At 37.5% G+C, this 18,280-nt stretch carries 14 protein-coding genes; 4 read left to right on the plus strand and 10 right to left on the minus strand.

The genetic code is table 11. The features are described from left to right. Positions 1–13: 13 nt before the first annotated feature. The 3 genes from MR062_RS03685 to MR062_RS03695 all read left to right on the plus strand — a co-directional run bounded on the left by MR062_RS03685 (position 14) and on the right by MR062_RS03695 (position 3,258). Entirely contained in the window at positions 14–1,519 is a 1,506-nt protein-coding gene (locus MR062_RS03685; RefSeq protein ID WP_242202732.1) for a vanadium-dependent haloperoxidase, read from the plus strand. Between the two features lie 77 nt (positions 1,520–1,596). Further along, on the plus strand, positions 1,597–2,028 hold the full coding sequence (locus MR062_RS03690) for a doxx family protein (RefSeq protein ID WP_242202733.1): 432 nt from the start codon (positions 1,597–1,599) through the stop codon (positions 2,026–2,028). A 75-nt stretch (positions 2,029–2,103) separates the two neighbouring features. Then, complete coding sequence (locus MR062_RS03695) at positions 2,104–3,258, plus strand: transporter (protein ID WP_242202734.1); 1,155 nt, start codon at positions 2,104–2,106, stop codon at positions 3,256–3,258. 131 nt (positions 3,259–3,389) lie between these two features. On the opposite strand, the gene MR062_RS03700 is transcribed toward MR062_RS03695, so the two are convergent. From MR062_RS03700 to MR062_RS03710, 3 genes are all read right to left on the minus strand, one after another. Then, complete coding sequence (locus tag MR062_RS03700; protein WP_242202735.1) at positions 3,390–4,982, minus strand: SusD/RagB family nutrient-binding outer membrane lipoprotein; 1,593 nt, start codon at positions 4,980–4,982, stop codon at positions 3,390–3,392. A gap of 18 nt (positions 4,983–5,000) precedes the next feature. Beyond that, positions 5,001–8,720, minus strand: coding sequence for a SusC/RagA family TonB-linked outer membrane protein (locus MR062_RS03705; RefSeq protein ID WP_242202736.1), 3,720 nt, complete (start codon positions 8,718–8,720; stop codon positions 5,001–5,003). Between the two features lie 151 nt (positions 8,721–8,871). Beyond that, the gene (locus MR062_RS03710; protein WP_242202737.1) at positions 8,872–10,014 is read right to left on the minus strand and encodes a FecR family protein; all 1,143 of its coding nucleotides are present in this window, start codon (positions 10,012–10,014) and stop codon (positions 8,872–8,874) included. A gap of 123 nt (positions 10,015–10,137) precedes the next feature. Between MR062_RS03710 and MR062_RS03715 the strand changes: the two genes are divergently transcribed. Next, positions 10,138–10,680: an RNA polymerase sigma factor gene (locus MR062_RS03715; RefSeq protein ID WP_242202738.1), complete on the plus strand. Its 543-nt coding sequence runs from the start codon at positions 10,138–10,140 to the stop codon at positions 10,678–10,680. Positions 10,681–10,690: 10 nt separating this feature from the next. Here MR062_RS03715 and MR062_RS03720 read toward each other — a convergent pair whose 3' ends face one another. From MR062_RS03720 to MR062_RS03750, 7 genes are all read right to left on the minus strand, one after another. Then, complete coding sequence (locus tag MR062_RS03720; RefSeq protein WP_242202865.1) at positions 10,691–11,425, minus strand: 3-keto-disaccharide hydrolase; 735 nt, start codon at positions 11,423–11,425, stop codon at positions 10,691–10,693. A 64-nt stretch (positions 11,426–11,489) separates the two neighbouring features. Beyond that, a complete protein-coding gene (locus MR062_RS03725; RefSeq protein ID WP_242202739.1) occupies positions 11,490–12,227 on the minus strand; it encodes a 3-keto-disaccharide hydrolase in 738 nt (245 codons plus the stop codon). 39 nt (positions 12,228–12,266) lie between these two features. Beyond that, the gene (locus MR062_RS03730) at positions 12,267–12,974 is read right to left on the minus strand and encodes a gluconate 2-dehydrogenase subunit 3 family protein (protein ID WP_242202740.1); all 708 of its coding nucleotides are present in this window, start codon (positions 12,972–12,974) and stop codon (positions 12,267–12,269) included. Positions 12,975–12,986: 12 nt separating this feature from the next. Then, positions 12,987–14,705: a GMC family oxidoreductase gene (locus tag MR062_RS03735; RefSeq protein ID WP_242202741.1), complete on the minus strand. Its 1,719-nt coding sequence runs from the start codon at positions 14,703–14,705 to the stop codon at positions 12,987–12,989. Between the two features lie 31 nt (positions 14,706–14,736). Further along, positions 14,737–15,789, minus strand: a complete 1,053-nt coding sequence (locus MR062_RS03740) for a sugar phosphate isomerase/epimerase family protein (RefSeq protein ID WP_242202742.1) — start codon at positions 15,787–15,789, stop codon at positions 14,737–14,739. An 81-nt stretch (positions 15,790–15,870) separates the two neighbouring features. Further along, positions 15,871–17,010 carry a Gfo/Idh/MocA family protein gene (locus MR062_RS03745; RefSeq protein WP_242202743.1) on the minus strand — a complete coding sequence of 380 codons (1,140 nt, stop codon included), beginning with the start codon at positions 17,008–17,010 and terminating at the stop codon, positions 15,871–15,873. A 38-nt stretch (positions 17,011–17,048) separates the two neighbouring features. Continuing rightward, a complete protein-coding gene (locus tag MR062_RS03750) occupies positions 17,049–18,257 on the minus strand; it encodes an MFS transporter (RefSeq protein ID WP_242202744.1) in 1,209 nt (402 codons plus the stop codon). Positions 18,258–18,280 lie beyond the last annotated feature (23 nt).

Genomic DNA, 18,280 nt, shown 5'->3' on the forward strand with positions numbered 1-18,280 from the left:
AAAACCAAAATATATGAAATTAAAATTACAGCAAGCTTTGCTTGTACTATCCTTATTTGTTGTATTCACCAATTGCAAAGATGAAAAGAAAGAAGCCATGGCCGATAATATGGCTCAAATGGAAGACGTACCAAGAGGAAAAGATAATGTTGTCTACCAATGGGCATATATAGCACTTGAAGGTACAGCGAATGACACTGATAAATTCAAACCAAGACCAACAATTACTTCACGATTTTTAGGATTAATTTTCACCTCTATGTTCGATGCCTGGACTCGATACGACGACAAAGCCAGCCCGGTTTATTTAAAGGATGTCGAGCGCCAACCCGAAGCCAAAAGAACTTTAAAGAATAAAGAAATTGCTGTAAGCTATGCAGCTTATAGAGCCCTAAGTGAATACTATTATTCTGATAGTACCATGTTTAAGAATAAAATGATAAAGTTGGGCTTGGATCCTAATAATAAATCATTGGATCCAACAACTCCTGAAGGGATAGGGAATCTAGCGGCAAAAATGGTTATTGAGGCCCGCAGACATGACGGTTCCAACCAATATGGTGACATAGAAGGCTCTATGGGCAAACCCTATTTTGATTACACAGGATATAAGCCTGTTAATGATGCCGATAATAATGTAGATATCAACAGATGGCAACCAAAATATTTTTCAGATGGCAAAGGCGGTAAATTTGCTCCCGGATGTTTAACGCCTTACTGGCAAAAAGTAAAACCTCTTTTGTTGGACAAAGCCGATCAATTCCGCCCTGGACCACCACCTATGATAGGTTCAGAACAATTAAAAGAAGAAGTAAAGGAAGTTATAGAATTACAAGCTAATTTAACCCCAGAACATAAAGCTTTGGTTGAGTTTATGCGCGATGGCCCTAAGTCGGTACAGCAAGCAGGTCACTGGTTAAAATTTGCACAAGACGTTTCGCTAAGAGACAACCATACATTAGACGAAGACGTAAAAATGTATTTTCTAATTGAATCGGTTGCCATGGATGGTTTTATAGCTTGTTGGGACTCTAAGATGCATTACGATTTTGCTAGACCCTATGCTTTAGTCCATGAATATTATCAAGATCAAGTTATCGAGGCCTGGGGAGGTCCCGATAAAGGCATGATGAAAATGAAAGGCCAACAATGGCGCCCCTATTCCCCAGACACCTTTTTATGCCCCCCATTCCCAAGTTACGTCTCCGGTCATAGCACCATTAGTGGTGGATGCGCCGAAGCACTGAAATTGTTCACAGGAGATGACACCTTTGGCGTTGAAGTAGAACTGGTGCCAGGTGCGCTTACCGAACCTAATAATTTAGGGGATCCCGTTACCCTTAAGTTTCCAACCTTTACCAAAACAGGAGAAATGGCAGGAATATCTAGAGTTATGGGTGGTTATCACATTCAGGCCGATAATATTGAAGGGTTAAATTTGGGGCGCAATATAGCACGTTACAACTACAAAAAATATTTGGAGCTTATAGGCGAGTCCAAGGATAATGACAATATGTAGCTAATAGATTTTTAAATTGAAATTCGTCCCTCGTACCATACAAGTTGTGAGGGACGACTAATTAAAGAGTTAATATTATGACGCGTTTTATTTCAAGTATAAATAAGGATAGACTATTAAGTTTTAGCATTGGGGTAATATACTTATGGTTTGGGGCTCTTAAATTTTTTCCAGAACTAAGCCCTGCCGATGCATTAGCGAAACAAACCATTACTTTTTTAACCATTGGACTGATCCCAGAAACCATTAGTATTTTAATGTTAGCCATTATAGAAGTAGCTATTGGCTTGTGTTTAGTCTGCAATTTTCAACTTAAAAAAGTCGTTATTGCCGCCATTCTACACTTAGTGTTCACCTTTATCCCAGTACTGTTCTTCCCGGATGTTTCATTTGCCAAAGCACCTTTTGTTCTCACACTTGTAGGACAGTATATTATTAAGAACATCGTTATTATTAGTGCGCTATTATTCATTTATCCGCTAGACAACTATAAGTTAAAGATGCATTAAAAAACCAGCATCATATTAATCAAACAAATTTTAAAACATTTAATAGGGGACTTTGTTCCCCTTAACACTTTATTTATGTTAAGTAGAAAATTAAAAGTTATCGTTTTTACAGTGTTATGTTCTCATTTTTGTACAACTGAGTTAATCGCTCAAGGTTGTGTTGCCATTCGTGGTTATTCATCGTGCAGTGCAGGACAAATGATGGACAATGGCATAAACCTAAAACAAGGAGAATTTACCGTAGGTTCCAATTTTAGATATTTTGAATCGTTTCGGCATTTTAGAGGCAAAGAAGAGGAGACCCACAGAATTGAAGATGGCACACAGGTTATAAATGACTCCTATTTCTCTGATGTTACATTTAACTATGGTATTTCTGAACGGTTTTATGCTAATTTGTTAATTCCGTTTGTCGCCCACATAAGGTCATCACTGTACGAACACGGGGGCAATCGTTTGGACGACAGACACAACACACGTTCCAGCGGTCTTGCAGATATACGATTGGGCGCGGGGTATTGGTTGGTTAAGCCAAATAGCAAGCCTTTTAATTTTGCCTTGGGAGCTGGCATCAAATTACCCACCGGCGATTACAGTTATACAGACACCTTTTACAACCAGGGAGATAACAAAGACATGACGGCTGACAAAGTAGTAGACCAATCTATTCAACCCGGAGACGGTGGCCTAGGGTTTAATTTAGATTTCCAAGGCTATCATACTATGTCCCATCATTTTATGCTAACAACAACATTATACTACTTATTTAATCCAAGGGAAACCAATGGAGTGTTAACACGCAATGGTTCTAGTGAATTTTCGGTTCCCGATCAATATGCTGCGCAATTGGGGGTTCTGTATTTTTCTAAACTAAAAGGATTAAACGTGTATTTAGGCGGTAGATTGGAAGGTGTCCCTTCGACTGATTTAATAGGAGGCAGCGCAGGTTACAGGCGTCCAGGCTATGTTGTCTCAGTAGATCCTGGCCTTAATTACAGTGTCGACAATTTAGTGATGAGCTTAAATGTTCCTATTGCCCTGGAACGAAACAGGACACAAAGCTACCTTGACAAACAAAGAACCGTCGAAACTGGAGTCTACAGACATGGCGATGCCGCTTTTGCCGATTACCTGATAAACTTTAACCTAACTTATAAATTCTCTAAGAAACGTGAAACAAAGGTTGCTAAGGCCTCAGCTAATTTACCTGATTTTAATGTTAAGAGTTAAACACTAAAATTCTATTATTTAGATTCCTTTTCCAAAGGGTTTGCATAACCATTCAAAAACAGAAAGCCCCGACACTTTGCTCCGGAGCTTTCTTTTGATCAAAACAAACTACTAAAAACAATATTAATAAATTATGGTTGTATCCATATTTTTACTTTTTCAGAATCTGTACCCCCTGTAACTGCTGTCCAATTAGTACGATTTGTTTCTCGCTCTGATGGCGGGTAAGTTAACCTGTTAAAATCGGTCACTAAACTAGTAGATGGCAATGGTACATTAGGTGTTGCATTATTTGTTCTTCTCTGCAAATTCCAAGCTTCAAATGGCTGATGTATCATTGCTATCCAGCTTTGCTTATAGATTTGACTTAAAGCTGTCGCCGCATCTGCACTGTAAGCTACTTCTGGATTAGTTAACATATCGTTCAATTCTGTTGGTGTTGGGGCTGCAGCTGCAGGTTTATTTACTGTCCAAATAGAATTGTAAGCATGGTTATACCAGAAATTAACAGACGCCGTTATGCCTTCTTCATAAAACGTTTTGGCCATAGTAGGGCTGGCTGACACTCCTGCTAACCCCCTGTTATATATTTCTGCTTTCAAAAAGCTTATTTGTGCACCTGTTATGATAAACTGGGGTATGGTATGATCTTGGACGTAATACACGTTAAACGTTGCAAAATTAGACCTATTTGAATTCCAATCGGTCAACCTTCCTCCAATATGGGGATTACCTGTAACAGTTGGGGTGTTCGTATCAGGTACTTGCGGATAAGGCACCCATTCATCATCTTCATTGGGCTCAAAAAGAATAGGACATCTTAAATCATAAATACCTGAACCGTCAACAGCATTCGTACTGGACATAGCATTAAACATTGTAGACCCCATACGCATATAAGAGTTCCCCCTAAAGTAACCTTCCCTATTGTTTAATATAGTCGTTACCGCAGGGTCTAACCATACATTCTCATTAGGGGCTAATAATGGCTTGTTTAAAGCATCTCCTATAATAGGTTCTGCAAATACTGCATCTTTGTCTACAATAACCATAGCGTAACGCAAACGCAACGAGTTTGCAAACTTTATCCATTTACTAACGTCTCCTCCAAAAAGAACATCAGAGGCTCCTAAAGATACTTGAGATGAACTTGTGGATAAATTATCCATAGCCCAGGTTAGATTGTTAATAGCATCTTCCATAATTGACTGTTGGTTGTCATAAACCGGCCTGAATGCAGAAGTATCAAAAAACCCTCTACCGGCTTCCGTATAAGGCATATCACCATATAACAATGTAGTTGTTAAGGTTTTATAAGCTATAATCACTTTTGTCATCGCTAAAACATTAGTCATACTGGCAGGGTCTTCCTCTTCTTCTATCAAATTTTCAATATCATATGAATTCGCTAGGTTTTTATAATAGTTCTTCCATGCCGCAGTGGTATTATCATCTAAGCGATATCCCGAAGCAGAATACATTGCCGCCTGCTGATTCCATTGGTACAACCAAGCCACTGGCACTCTATAATGCGTAACCTCTTTTTGTAAGGATTCCAATAAACCTGCAAACAATCCCGGAACATTAGCCTCGTAGAGATTGGCTTGATAGTTTTGATTGATATCACCAAAATCATCATCACAAGAATGTATGGATAACAAACCAAGCATCAGTAATATGGTGCAAGCTCTTCTATATATAGTTTTTATATTATTTATCTTCATGTTCTTTATTTTTATTAATTAAAACCCTACCTTAACATTAAAACCAACTGATCTAATGCTTGGGAATGCAGACCATTGTAAGCCTTGGCCATTTCCTGTTCCGTTTATCCCCTCTGGATTTAACTTCTGTGGCAATGTCGTATATAAATAGAATAAATTCCTTCCTACTAAGGATACAGACATGTTTTGGAGTATTTTCGTTTTGTTTAAAATATCCTGGGGCACATTATAAGTAAGTGAAAGCTCTCTTAACTTAACCCAAGAGTTCTCAAACACCGATAAACTTCTAGGTCTATTTAAGTGAGACCAACCCGCATAAGTGATCCCATAATAATACACTGGATGAATAACACGGTCGTTCTCTCTGTTATCATCAACATTGTAACCTTCCATAACCATACCAACATTGGCCGTAGTACCATCAGGATAAGTATACGGCAACCCAGCACCATCTTGTCTTGCCGCTGCTGTCTCAGGAGACAAACCACTACCCATAGCAACGGCATGGTCTACAGAATAAATATCTCCACCTAACTTAAAATCCATTAAAGCACTTAGCCTAAAATTCTTGTATCTAAAAACATTACCAAGACCTCCAGTTAATTTAGGAGCTGCATTACCTATCTTCTTTACCTCATTAGACACAACATACTGGGTCCCTACAACTTCGCCACTACCATCTTTATTATATATATTGGTTACCTGTCGCCTGCCTTGGTCATCCAACTCAAAGTCAGTTCCATAAATGGTTCCATAATTTTCTCCAACCGATGCTTTCATAAAAGCACCAAGGCTACCAAACACGGTAGCAATTTGTTGTTCTTCAACCCCTTCTCCTAAGGCTACTACTTTATTAGTATTTTTAGACCCATTTAAAGACACATCCCAAGAAAAGTTTTCATTTCTTAAAACTTTGGCATTAAGTATAAACTCAAATCCTTTATTGGTAAGCTCTCCAGAGTTAATCTTTACCTTTCCAGCTCCTGACGCCAGTGATATATTAGATGTAATAATCTGATTTTCAGATTTTATATCATAATAAGTCACATCAAAATTAACTCTATTGTTAAAGAATCCTAAAGCTAATCCTACCTCTTTTGACACAGATGTTTGAAATGTTAATTCCTGTGGAGGAATAACATCGGGTCTAGAAATAGTAGTAACATTTCCATAAGCACTGGTAGTATACGTATTATCCAATTGGTATGGATCTGCAGCATTGGCACTTTTACCCAATGCAAACCTTAAGGCTCCATAATTAAGGGTTTCTTCGAAACTCCCTAAATCAAGTGCTTCAGTAAATACAAACGACGTACTTGCCGACGGATAAAATGTTGAATTGTCTCCTTGGGGCAAGGTAGAAGTATGGTCTTGTCTTCCAGTTACCTCTAAAAATAAATAATCTTTGTAAGACAGATTTAAAAACCCTAAATAAGAAAATGATTTAATATCATATCGTGTCTCATCAATTCTAGTATTATTTCTATTAGTCCAGTTAGACAACGAATACACATTAGGCACTTTAAAAGGCCCTAAGTTCTGTCCTTTTACACCTGCCGAATTTGTTGAATAGTTGTTATACCCTAAAGTGAGGCTTGCATTAAATCCATCGGTTAAAAAATTGTCTTTATGTAAGGTTGCCATGATATCTGTATTGTATGTTCTTGACTTACTCACTGTTTTTCTAAAAGAACCTCCATTAAGACCATTAGAATTTAATGTATTATTGACTTCTTCAAATCGTGTTCCTAATAAATCTGCCGATGTCCTTACAAAAGCATTCAACCATGGTGTGATTTCTGCATTCACTTTTATGGTGGACAAGAATTGGTCTCTCCATAAACGGTCATTATTTTCATAAACATCCCAGAACAAATCCCTACTATATTCAGCATGAGGGTATGCTCCTCCAAAATTCACTCTATAACCATCGTATAAATCTTCTCCATAATACAAATCCTTTTCAAGCCCTTTATATTCCCTTGACATCCCATAGATATTAAATTTGGTCCAGGAATTATTATTTCCAATTTCTGGTGTATTCAATCTAAAATTTTGATTATAGGCTGCATTAATATCTGCACTTAAAATTCTAGAAATATTCACATGAGATCCTAATGAGAGGCTATTACTCTTATAATTTGTATTCTCTACAACGGCATCGCCTTCTTTGTGAACATATCCCACCCTTATACTTCCAAAATCACTAGCTGATGAAAACGATAAATTATGAGTTGTTTCCAAACCTTGCTTAAACATGTACTCTCGGTTATTAGGTTGTGGGGAGTAAGGCCTTGTTTCGCCATCCCACCATAAAGCTTGCGTACCATCGAGTCTAGGACCCCATGATGATCCTGCTCCAAACCAGCTAAAAATATCCCAGGTATTGTATCCTCCAGGTACAGTGCCATGAAATGAATCTACCCCTGAAGCCCCAGGGTAAGGGTTACCGCTCCAAGCCTGCGGGTATAAAATTGCCGGAAAACTCTTTCCGTCAGCTGTTTTAGGAAGCTCAGGATTTGCAGTAAACAATCCCGCTCTAAAACCACCTCCAAACTCATTTTGAACATCTGTAAATCGGTACACATCCGAAATAACGCTAGAGACATTGTATTGAATACCAACCCCATCTCTTTTAGCACCTTTCTTAGATGTAATCAAGATCACACCATTAGCACCTCGTGCCCCATAAAGGGCGGCTGCACTAGGTCCTTTTAATACGTTAATATCTTCTACTGTACTCATATCAAGGTAACTCAAATAATTACCCCAATCTCTGTAAGAGTCTTGGTTATTTCCAACATTGCCTTGTTCTAACTCTGTATTTTCAACAATAGCTCCATCAATAACTATTAAAGGTTGGTTTCTCCCAAACAAACTATTATTTCCTCTAATAACAATACGAGATGATGCATTGCCTATACCATTAGATGTATTGATATTTAACCCAGCAATCTTACCTTGTAATCCTTGGGCAACATCTACAGGAGATGCTATTGTAACTTCTTCTGCCTTTATATTTTGAGCAGCATACCCCAATTCTTTACTTTGCCTCTTAATACCCAATGCCGTAGTAATCACAACTTCGCTTAACTGGCTAGTATCTTCTTCCAATACAACATTGATTACAGTTTGGTTCCCAACAACTATCTCTTTAGAATTATAACCCACAAAAGAAACAACAAGCACAGATGATTGTCCAGAGACTGTTATGTTATAATTTCCATCAAAATCGGTTGAGACACCATTAGATGTTTCTTTTTCAATAATGTTGGCTCCCGCTAGTGGCATACCTGTAGCATCTGTTATGGTACCTGAAACCTTTATTCCTTGTTTTCTTATTATTTTACTTTTATCATCGAAGGTTTTTTTTAGCTTCTTTTGCTTAATTACTATTTGCTTTTCTAAATAAAGTATAGAAACATTTAGCCCTTCAAACACATAATCGAGTATCTTAGATAATTTTCTTTCTTTAAAAGACACACTAACTGTTTTATTTAAAGGGAAGATCCCTTTTTCATACAGGAACTTATAATCTGTTTTGTGTTCTATTTCATTCAATACTTCTAATATCGTGACATTATCCATGCTAAGAGAAACCTTAGCATTTTGGCTAAATGAGTCGTTTGCATAGATTTGAAAAATTGAAAGCAATAGCAACAATCCGGTGAGTCTCATTTTCAAACTTAGATAAGAGACACGCCTGGTCATGACGGTCTCATTAATAGATTTTTTCATACTTTTGTTGTGGTTTAAATTAACTTAATTGACGTGTTTAAATCATTTTATGAAATCGGGAAATGTTGCAGCATTTTCCGATTTTTTTAATATCTATTATAAAATGATTTCTAATTTTAATGGTGTGTAACTTTAAATCATATGAATAGTTTTAAGGGTTAATAATTATTTTATTGGAATTAATTGTATATGTAAAAGACGCCGCTTCACTTAAACTTTTCATAACCTGATCAATACCTTCTACATCAAATCTTGCTGTAAAATACCTGCTTTCTAACGCTTTATAATTATTGGCAAATGTTACATCGTATTGCCTTTCCAATTTTTTAAGGATGTCGTTAAATCTCACCTCATCCAGTATAAGTCTGCCTTCAATCCAAGCCACATGCTTATCAATAGTGGTTTCTTGTACTAAGATTTGTTTTTTATTTTTATCCCAAGTACCTTCTTGATTTGGTGATAGAGTAGAACTAACTTCATTATTTAGACTATCACTAGCATAAAGCCCCACAGAACCTTCCACCAGTACCGTTTTAATATATTCGTCTTCTGGATAGGCAGACACATTAAACTGGGTTCCCAAAACGCGAATATTTAAGTCATTTGATTCCACCTCAAAAGGGTGTTCTTTATCTTTAGCTACATCAAAATAAGCTTCTCCATCATTAAGGAAAACCTGCCTCTTTACCCCTTTAATAAACTTAATTGGATATTTTATGGAAGTCCCTGCATTTAAATGTACAGACGTTCCATCAGACAATACAATATTGAATCGTTTACCGTAAGGAACCGTTAACGTATTATAAACTAATTTGTCCAAATCTGATTCCTTATCATAAGACAGTTTCTTTCCTATCTGAACTCCAATCACATCCCCTTCAATATTATAAACCTCTTGCGAGCTTTCATCATCTATGATTTTAATCGTCCCATCTTCCAGTTGTAATGTGATATTATTTTCTGTAGACCACTTTAATAAAAAGTTTTTCTGATAGAAATAATACCCTATTGATAAAAACAAAGACACTACAGCTGCGTACTTAAAAACAGATATCATTCTTTTCCCATTTTTACGCTTTGTCTTTGAAATTTCTATATACAATCGTTCTTTTATGGCTTTAGCATCTGGATCATTCACACTGAAAACTATAGCATAGTGGTCTTTTAAATAATCTTTAAAAAGCAATTTATTCTCTGGTGTCTTCACCCATTCAATCAATTTATCCAAATCTTTAGATGATGCCGATTTAGATAAATATCTAACTATAATTTTCTCAATACTTCCTGGTATCATAACATTATTTTAACTTAATACAAACGAAATTTACACAACCCTAACTTTTTCACTAATTTTTTTTTGATTTTATATTTTTTTAAGACTTTTACGTATATTTTCTCAAGTTTTTCTGCAACATATATGGACGATCTTTTTAAAGACCACAATAGTTTTATTGAATGCCTTAAAGATGGTGATAAAGAAGCATACAACTATTTGGTAGACATTTATTATAAAAAGCTATTCGTTTATGCCCTAAGCTTAACTAACGACCATACCATGACACAAGACATTGTTCAAAATGTATTTTTGAGGACATGGGAGTATAGAAAAAAGTTGCGTTCTGATTTTTCTTTGAATGGCTTTCTTTATAAATCGGTTTACAATGAATTTATTAACCAGTACCACAGGAACCAATTTGTGTCTATATTAGAAAAATTTCAAGCAGAGGCCCTTAAAGAAGAGGCTGAAAATGTTGATCAAGATTTTTTTAAGAAAAAAATAGAACTAATAACCAAAGAGATAGAGAATCTACCCCCAAAATGCAAACGTGTTTTTATGTTAAGCAAAAAAGACGGTTTAACCAATATAGAAATAGCTGAATACTTAAACACATCTATTAAATCTGTAGAAGCCCATATAACAAAAGCTTATTCTCTAATTAGAGGCAAATTAAGAAAATAGCTTTGAAAGATCACCTAAACTCCCTAACCCAAATATTACGATAGCTAACGCCACTGTTATCGCCATGATCCTGAAGCATTAAAGCCGCCTTTCCATGGGGCTCGTTTTTGGGCCAACCTATGTACTCTGTTGTTCCTTGTATTTCTACATGATCCTGAATAAGCACATTATTATGCAGTACTGTAATGGTGGCCGATTTTGTTTTAACGCCATTAGCATTAAATTGTGGAGCATGGTAAATAATATCATAGGTATTCCATTCGCCAGACGGCACCGAAGCTTTAGCCAAAGGCACATGTTGTTTGTATATGGCCCCTACCTGACCATTCACATAGGTCTCATTATCGTTATTATCCAATACCTGAACTTCATAGCGTTCCTGTAAAAATACACCGCTATTAGCTCTATGCTGACCTATTCCTCTTACCTCCTTTGGAGATCGCCATTCGATGTGCAACTGAACACTTCCAAACTTACGTTTGGTTTGGATATTACCAGACTTATCCTTAACGGTCATACTACCATCGGTATTTAACAACCAATTCACCTTACCTTTATCTTTGGATGATTCCCATGCATCGAAATTGGAACCGTCAAAAAGTACAATGGCATCAGAGGGCGCCGAATTATGACTTCCTGGCACTACTGTTTTAGGTACCGGCTTATAAAATTCCGTTGCCTCAGGTGTGGCTGGCTCTGTTACATGGTCATTACCTTGTGCTTGCACGCAAACCGAAACAGACATAAAAATTCCCAAAACCATTAAAAAACACTTCATAACAATCTATATAGTAACAATCTTTACAAAACTAAAGTTCTTTGATTTTGATGTTTCTGAACCAAACAGGATTGCCATGATCCTGCAAGCCTATATGACCAGTTTGATATTTACCAAAGCCTTCCCAGCCTTTAAATTTGGAATTGTCTACCATCTTATCCCAACCTTCACCATGAACGGGAAATGTCATGACTTCGGTTCCATTCATCGAAACTTTCCCTTGGTTTGTTTTGTGATTCACTTCCAAAACACATAGATTCCATTCACCTGCCGGTTTTATTAAAGTATCTGGGCAAGCAATCATATCATATAGGGAACCCGCTTTGTGCGTTCCACCTTCCACAAAAGAATCGGGATGCTTTGCATTATCCAACACCTGAATTTCTGGGCCGGTTTGATAAGCTTCATTGAATTTTTCATCTTCAAAAACACTCCAAAAAATTCCACTATTGCCTCCTTCTGAGATTTTCCATTCTAAAGACAATACAAAATTGGTAAACTTCTGTTTTGTGATAATATTTTTTCCGCCAGTTTCACCCGGTTTGAAAGCCATAGCGCCTTCTTCAATGATCCATTCCGAAGGCATTTCATCCATACGATAGCCTCGCCAATTATCAAGTGAATTGCCATCAAACAGTGTAATCCACTCCTTTGCCACATCGGTTTCAACAATTCCAGCTGGATTTTCTTCAACAGCAACATTCTCTTTTTTTTGTTTACAAGAAACTGTAATTACTAAGGTTATTAACAAATAAAAAAATGATCTCATATGTACTAGCTTTAATTTTTTTTTATATAAATTATGTGTCTAACTAATTAAATTACCCTTATCATCCCATTGGGCTACATCCCCTCTTTTCGATTGGTCTACGCATTTAGCCAACCATTCTTCTTCATATTCAAACCCATGCTTTTTTAGGATATGATCTGGCACACCATCCCAAACATTTGATGTATTACCTTTATACCCCAGTTCATCTATTCCTATTTTTGAAGTATAGTAACCCGTAAGTGTTAAATTACGTAATCTGGTAAAAAATGCTTCTCCTTGTATTAACTCAGGTTTTGTTTGCCCGGGATAGGCTATTTGGTCGCAAATGTAAAATTGCTCTTCTTCTGAACACTTAATGAATTCCTTGTTGTACAATTTATTACTAAAACTATCTAACCACATTAACCCTCCTCTCATGGGGATTTGATGCTCCTGTATATCTTTTACAATAAACTCTATAAATGCAACAGTATCTGCTTCGGTTGCCGATGCATAAGCTGGACTCTTGGGCAATATGATATCGCAAAGAACAGCTATTGTTAAAAGCTCATGTTCGTTAAAGAATATAGATTCGAATAACTCTTTATCCCTTAACTTCTCGCTTTCAGTTCTTCCATACAAAGGAGTGTCATCGGGTTTAGGCATCCCTTCGGGTTTTGTCTCATTAGAGGAGCAACCATTCAGTGCAAGCCCTGTAGCAACCGAACCTAATAGTATTGACTTTAAACTATCTCGTCTATTCATCCCTAGAAATTACTAAATGTTTTGTCTTTTCAATTCACCAACAATATAATCGCAGGTTCGCCATGACAATGCCAGTATGGTCCACGTTGGGTTTTTATCTGCTTGGGATACAAAGGGCCCCGCATCTACGATAAAAACATTATCTACATCATGTAATTGTTGGTACTTATTTGTCACAGATTTTTTCGGATCGTTCCCCATACGCGTAGTTCCCACTTCGTGTATAATTCTACCCGGGGCCAACAATCCAAAATCGTCTGCTTCCGTAGGCATATCGCCTAATGCATATCCTCCCATACCGTCTATAATCTCTTCAAAAGTATCGTGCATATGCTTAGCCTGTAATCTTTCATGCTTACTCCATTGATAATGGAACCTTAACACAGGAATCCCCCATTCATCAACAACATCAGGGTCAATTTCACAATAATTACTTTCTAATGGAATACTTTCGCCACGACCAGACAAACCTATTATGGCTCCATAAAACTTCTTTACGTCATCTCTTAAACCATTTCCGTAACCTCCAACACGAGCCCCTATAAACTTATTTAAAACATCCATATCAAAACCGAAGCCGTATGCAGGCATTCGCAATCCTCCAGAAATCTCGATATGGTAACCTCTCGGGAAATTTAATTTTTTATTATCTCCCCACCATGGGGTATAGACATGCATTCCCCCAACGCCATCTTCATTATAGGTTTCCCTATTCATTAAATCGGGCACAAATGCAGCACGTCCCGCGCCCGTAGAATCATGTAAATACCTACCAACCAATCCGCTACTATTTCCTAAGCCGTCTTTATGAATTTTACTTTTGGAATTTAATAAAATTCGAGCTGAACTGCACGCCGATGCCGCTAAAACAATTACCCTGGCATTTAACTTATATTCTTTTCTATCTTGTTTATTTATAAAAATAACACCTGTTGCCTTTCCGGAATCATCTGTAACAACCTCCCTAACCATAGAATCTGTATAGAGCCTGATTTGTCCTCCAGATTTTTGGGCTGGAAAAATAAGGCAGGAGCCAGATGAAAAATCGGCATATGCACTGCATGACCTATTACACTGACTACAATAAAAACAAACGCCGCGCTCGTTATTGATCGCTTTTGTTAGTATGGACAATCGTGAGGGGTACACGGGCACATTAGCTTTTCTGGCGCCTTTTATATAATACATTTCATGGAGCCTTGGCTTAGGGGCAGGTAAAAAGAAGCCATCGGGGTCATTGGGTAAATTTTCATTACTTCCAAAAACACCAATAAGCTTATCTACTTTATCGTAATAAGGTTTTACATCATCATAGGAAATAGGCCAATCATCACCTAAGCCATCTAAACTTTTTCGTTTAAAGTCCAAGGGCCCAAACCGCAATGAAATGCGTCCCCAATGATTGGTCCTTCCTCCAAGCATTCTGGAGCGAAACCAATCAAATTTTGTCCCATTCTTCTTGGTGTATGGCTCACCTTCAATATTCCAGCCTCCATAAGCGGCATCAAAATCCCCAAAATCCCTAGTAGAGCTTGCGCCTCTCCTTGGCGATTCGTAAGACCATTTTAACTGTGTTCTTGACTCGGGATTAGCTGGATCGAAAAACGGTCCAGCCTCAATAACTGCTATATTTAAACCAGCTTCAGAAAGTATTTTAGTTGCCATACCTCCCCCAGCACCAGAACCTACTATAATAACATCGAACGTTTCTGGAGCTTCTTTTATTTGCATGGTTTAATTAGTTTAAAAAAGATTGATTAATTTATAGTCCCAGTATTTTTTTTAATTGTTCTTTATCAGTTTCCCCTCCAGCAAAATCATCAAAACTGCGTTGTACCGCTTCAATAATATGCTTTTGAATGAAAGGAGCCCCTTCCCTAGCGCCTTGCTCTGAAGATTTAATGCAACACTCCCATTCCATAACGGCCCAAACATCGCATCCGTATTTGGTTAGTTTTGAAAAAATACCATTAAAATCCACTTGCCCATCGCCTAATGAGCGGAAACGTCCAGCGCGGTCTTTCCAATCGGCATATCCACCATAAACCCCTTGTTTACCTGTAGGGTTGAACTCTGCATCTTTTACATGAAAGGCTTTAATACGCTCATGATAGTAATCGATAAACGTAAGGTAATCCAATTGCTGTAATACAAAATGGCTGGGGTCGTAAAGTATACTTGCTCTATTGTGGTTTCCAGTAGCTTCTAAAAACCGTTCGAAAGTAATCCCATCATGTAAATCTTCCCCTGGATGAAGTTCATAGCAGACATCTACACCTTGCTCATCAAAATGATTCAATATAGGCAACCATCGGTTGGCCAGTTCATCGAACCCCATATCCACTAACCCATTTGGGCGTTGCGGCCATGGATAAACGGTAGGCCACAATAAAGCTCCAGAAAATGTTGCATGGGCATTTAAGCCCAACCTTCTACTTGCTGTTCCGGATTTCTTTACAAAATCTATAGCCCAAGCTGTTCTGGCTTTCGGATTATTTCTCACGGCTTCTGGCGCAAAACCATCGAACATCACGTCATAGGCCGGATGAACGGCAACCAATTGTCCCTGCAAGTGTGTAGAAAGCTCGGTTATCTCTAACCCATAAGCATTTACTTTGCCTTTTAATTCGTCGCAATAGGTTTGGCTTTCTGCAGCCTTTTCAACATCTATTAAATTGGATTCCCAAGTAGGTATTTGAATCCCTTTATACCCTAAATTTGCGGCCCATTCGCACATCCCATCCAAACTGTTAAACGGTGCTTCATTACCTGCAAATTGTGCTAAAAAAACCGCAGGGCCTTTTATTGTTTTCATTTATTTTTAATATTTAAAGGACATTTATGGTCCTTATTTAGTATTCGGCAGAATTCCATTTTAGTATAAAACGTGTTTACTTTAGTCTTCAATCTTCAACCAAACGTTTCCTTTTTGATGGGACTCCACAGCTTTTTCAATAAAACTCATACCTCGAACACCATCCATCATTGTTGGAAATTCTCCTGAATTGTAGGCTTCTCCTCGAATCGCCCTGGCCACACCTAAATATATATTAGCCATTGCATCAAAGATCCCTTCAGGATGTCCTGGTGGTAATTTTGTTCCATCCAGTGATAGGTCAGAATTATAGACATGCCCAGGTTTATAAACTTGTACGGGTTTTTCATCGCTAAGCACATATAGATAATTGGGATTTTCCTGTTCCCATCTAAATCCCCCTTTATCTCCATAAATGGCTATGGCTAAATTATTCTCTTCCCCAGTAGCTATTTGACTGGAGCGAATAACGCCTTTAGCATTGGTATTAAAACGAAGTAAGGCAGTTCCATCGATATCCATTTTATTATCTTCATATAAATAATTAAGATCTGCCAGAATAGCATCTATTTGCATACCAGTAGTAAACTCAATCATATTGAAAGCATGCACTCCAATATCACCAAAACAACAACTTATCCCAGCCTTTTCCGGATTTAACCGCCAGGTGGAAGCGCGCTTTTCCTGTTCATGTATAACAGGATTTAACCATCCTTGGTAATACTGTGCATCTATTTTTTGAATTTTGCCAAGCGCTCCCGCCTTGATCATTTCCCGCATTTGGCGCACCATTGGATAGCCAGTATAGGTATGGGTAACAGCAAATACCGCATTATGTTCTTCTAACACTGATTGCAATATCTTCGCTTCACTGAAGGTTGTGGTCATAGGCTTTTCACAAATAACCTGAAAACCATTCTCCAAGAGCTTTTTAGCCATAGGAAAATGTAAAAAGTTTGGCGTAAGCACAGAACAAACCTGTATTCGTTCTTCTTTGGGCAGTTTAAGTTCTTCTTCTATTAAGGTGTCAAAATCAACATAAATACGATCGGTATTGATTCCTATTTGTTTTGCAAAATTGATATTATCTTCCCAAACCGGATTAAAAACCGCTCCTACTATTTCATAATTATCATTTATAAAGGAAGCTATTCTATGAAGCACCCCAATTAAGGAGTCTCCTCCCCCTCCAATAATTCCTAACTTTATTTTTTTTGCCATTATTCGTTTCTAGAATTTATTTATAACTTTTAAGCAATCTACACACGATTCGCTTCTAATTTTTTACGCTGGGTAAACAAAATACCAAACAGGAGTATTAATGCCAATGGAAAAAAGGCTATGTTACTTAAGGTTTCCTGTCCCGCTAATAATTCAGCTTGCTCCAAAGCCACCCCAGATTCCAATGCTGTTGCCTTAGCATTATCCAGCCATGAGCCTATTACAGGTTGCCAAATACTAGTTGCAAACATACCTGCACCTCCAATTAAAGACATGCCTAATGCGCCTGTATTTGGAACATATTCACTTACAAAACCAATCATGGTAGGCCAGAAATAACACACGCCAATAGCAAATAGGATAGCAGCCACATAGACCATTCCACCTGTAGCAGTACTCATCATGTAGATTGCTATTGTAGCGATAATTGAAGACATTAACAATACGCCCGGAGGATTTAACTTATGGATGATTGGCCCTGCAAAGTAGCGTCCAACAGCCATTAAGCCTGTTACCATCGCTAAAATTAACATAGGACTGGCACCAGAGTTGCCCAGTATTTTTTCAACCCATTGCTGGGTTCCTAATTCTGTAGTAGCGGTAAGGGTCATACAAACCACCATAAAAATGAATAGTGGCGACAGCAAACTTTTAATATTTACCTTAGTATCAGACACGATATTTTCACTTTTAGGAAATGTTTGTCCAAAGAATAAGATACCATAAAGCAACGTCGGAATTAACATAACGCCTATTTGCAGTTGCCATCCCATGTCAAAATCGGTCATAAACTTTGAAATCAATGCTCCAATTACAATTCCTCCCGGAAACCAAACATGAAATTTATTTAGCATGGTTGTGCGGTTATCCGTATACATTTCGGCAATAAGCGGATTACAGGCTGCTTCTACCGAACCATTAGCAAAACCAATAAAAAAGGTTGATATAAGCAATGTCCAAAATCCACCAGCAAAAATAGTAAGCACCAACCCTATTAGATGTGATACAAATGCTATCACCATGAGCTTACGTGGGCCTACTGAATTGTACACCAATCCCCCAAATATGGTAGCTATTGGAAAGCCAAGAAAAGCCATACTATTCACCCAACCTAATTCTGTATCGGATAACTGAAAATCGTTTCCTAATTGGCCTAAAATCCCTGCCCTAATAGCAAAGGTCATCGCTGTAACAATTAATGCCAGGCAACTTGCTAAAAAAAGTTTGTTTTTGTTTATAGTTTCCATATTTATGGTTTAGTTTAGTTTGG

This window comes from Aestuariivivens insulae (assembly GCF_022662195.1).
GTDB lineage: Bacteria > Bacteroidota > Bacteroidia > Flavobacteriales > Flavobacteriaceae > Aestuariivivens > Aestuariivivens insulae.

What these genes read in the sequence shown, in the direction of transcription:
- MR062_RS03685 (WP_242202732.1), top strand. Translation starts at nt 14, where the DNA reads ATGAAATTAAAATTACAGCAAGCTTTGCTTGTACTATCCTTATTTGTT.
- MR062_RS03690 (WP_242202733.1), top strand. Translation starts at nt 1,597, where the DNA reads ATGACGCGTTTTATTTCAAGTATAAATAAGGATAGACTATTAAGTTTT.
- MR062_RS03695 (WP_242202734.1), top strand. Translation starts at nt 2,104, where the DNA reads ATGTTAAGTAGAAAATTAAAAGTTATCGTTTTTACAGTGTTATGTTCT.
- MR062_RS03700 (WP_242202735.1), bottom strand. Translation starts at nt 4,982, where the DNA reads ATGAAGATAAATAATATAAAAACTATATATAGAAGAGCTTGCACCATA.
- MR062_RS03705 (WP_242202736.1), bottom strand. Translation starts at nt 8,720, where the DNA reads ATGAAAAAATCTATTAATGAGACCGTCATGACCAGGCGTGTCTCTTAT.
- MR062_RS03710 (WP_242202737.1), bottom strand. Translation starts at nt 10,014, where the DNA reads ATGATACCAGGAAGTATTGAGAAAATTATAGTTAGATATTTATCTAAA.
- MR062_RS03715 (WP_242202738.1), top strand. Translation starts at nt 10,138, where the DNA reads ATGGACGATCTTTTTAAAGACCACAATAGTTTTATTGAATGCCTTAAA.
- MR062_RS03720 (WP_242202865.1), bottom strand. Translation starts at nt 11,425, where the DNA reads ATGTCTGTTTCGGTTTGCGTGCAAGCACAAGGTAATGACCATGTAACA.
- MR062_RS03725 (WP_242202739.1), bottom strand. Translation starts at nt 12,227, where the DNA reads ATGAGATCATTTTTTTATTTGTTAATAACCTTAGTAATTACAGTTTCT.
- MR062_RS03730 (WP_242202740.1), bottom strand. Translation starts at nt 12,974, where the DNA reads ATGAATAGACGAGATAGTTTAAAGTCAATACTATTAGGTTCGGTTGCT.
- MR062_RS03735 (WP_242202741.1), bottom strand. Translation starts at nt 14,705, where the DNA reads ATGCAAATAAAAGAAGCTCCAGAAACGTTCGATGTTATTATAGTAGGT.
- MR062_RS03740 (WP_242202742.1), bottom strand. Translation starts at nt 15,789, where the DNA reads ATGAAAACAATAAAAGGCCCTGCGGTTTTTTTAGCACAATTTGCAGGT.
- MR062_RS03745 (WP_242202743.1), bottom strand. Translation starts at nt 17,010, where the DNA reads ATGGCAAAAAAAATAAAGTTAGGAATTATTGGAGGGGGAGGAGACTCC.
- MR062_RS03750 (WP_242202744.1), bottom strand. Translation starts at nt 18,257, where the DNA reads ATGGAAACTATAAACAAAAACAAACTTTTTTTAGCAAGTTGCCTGGCA.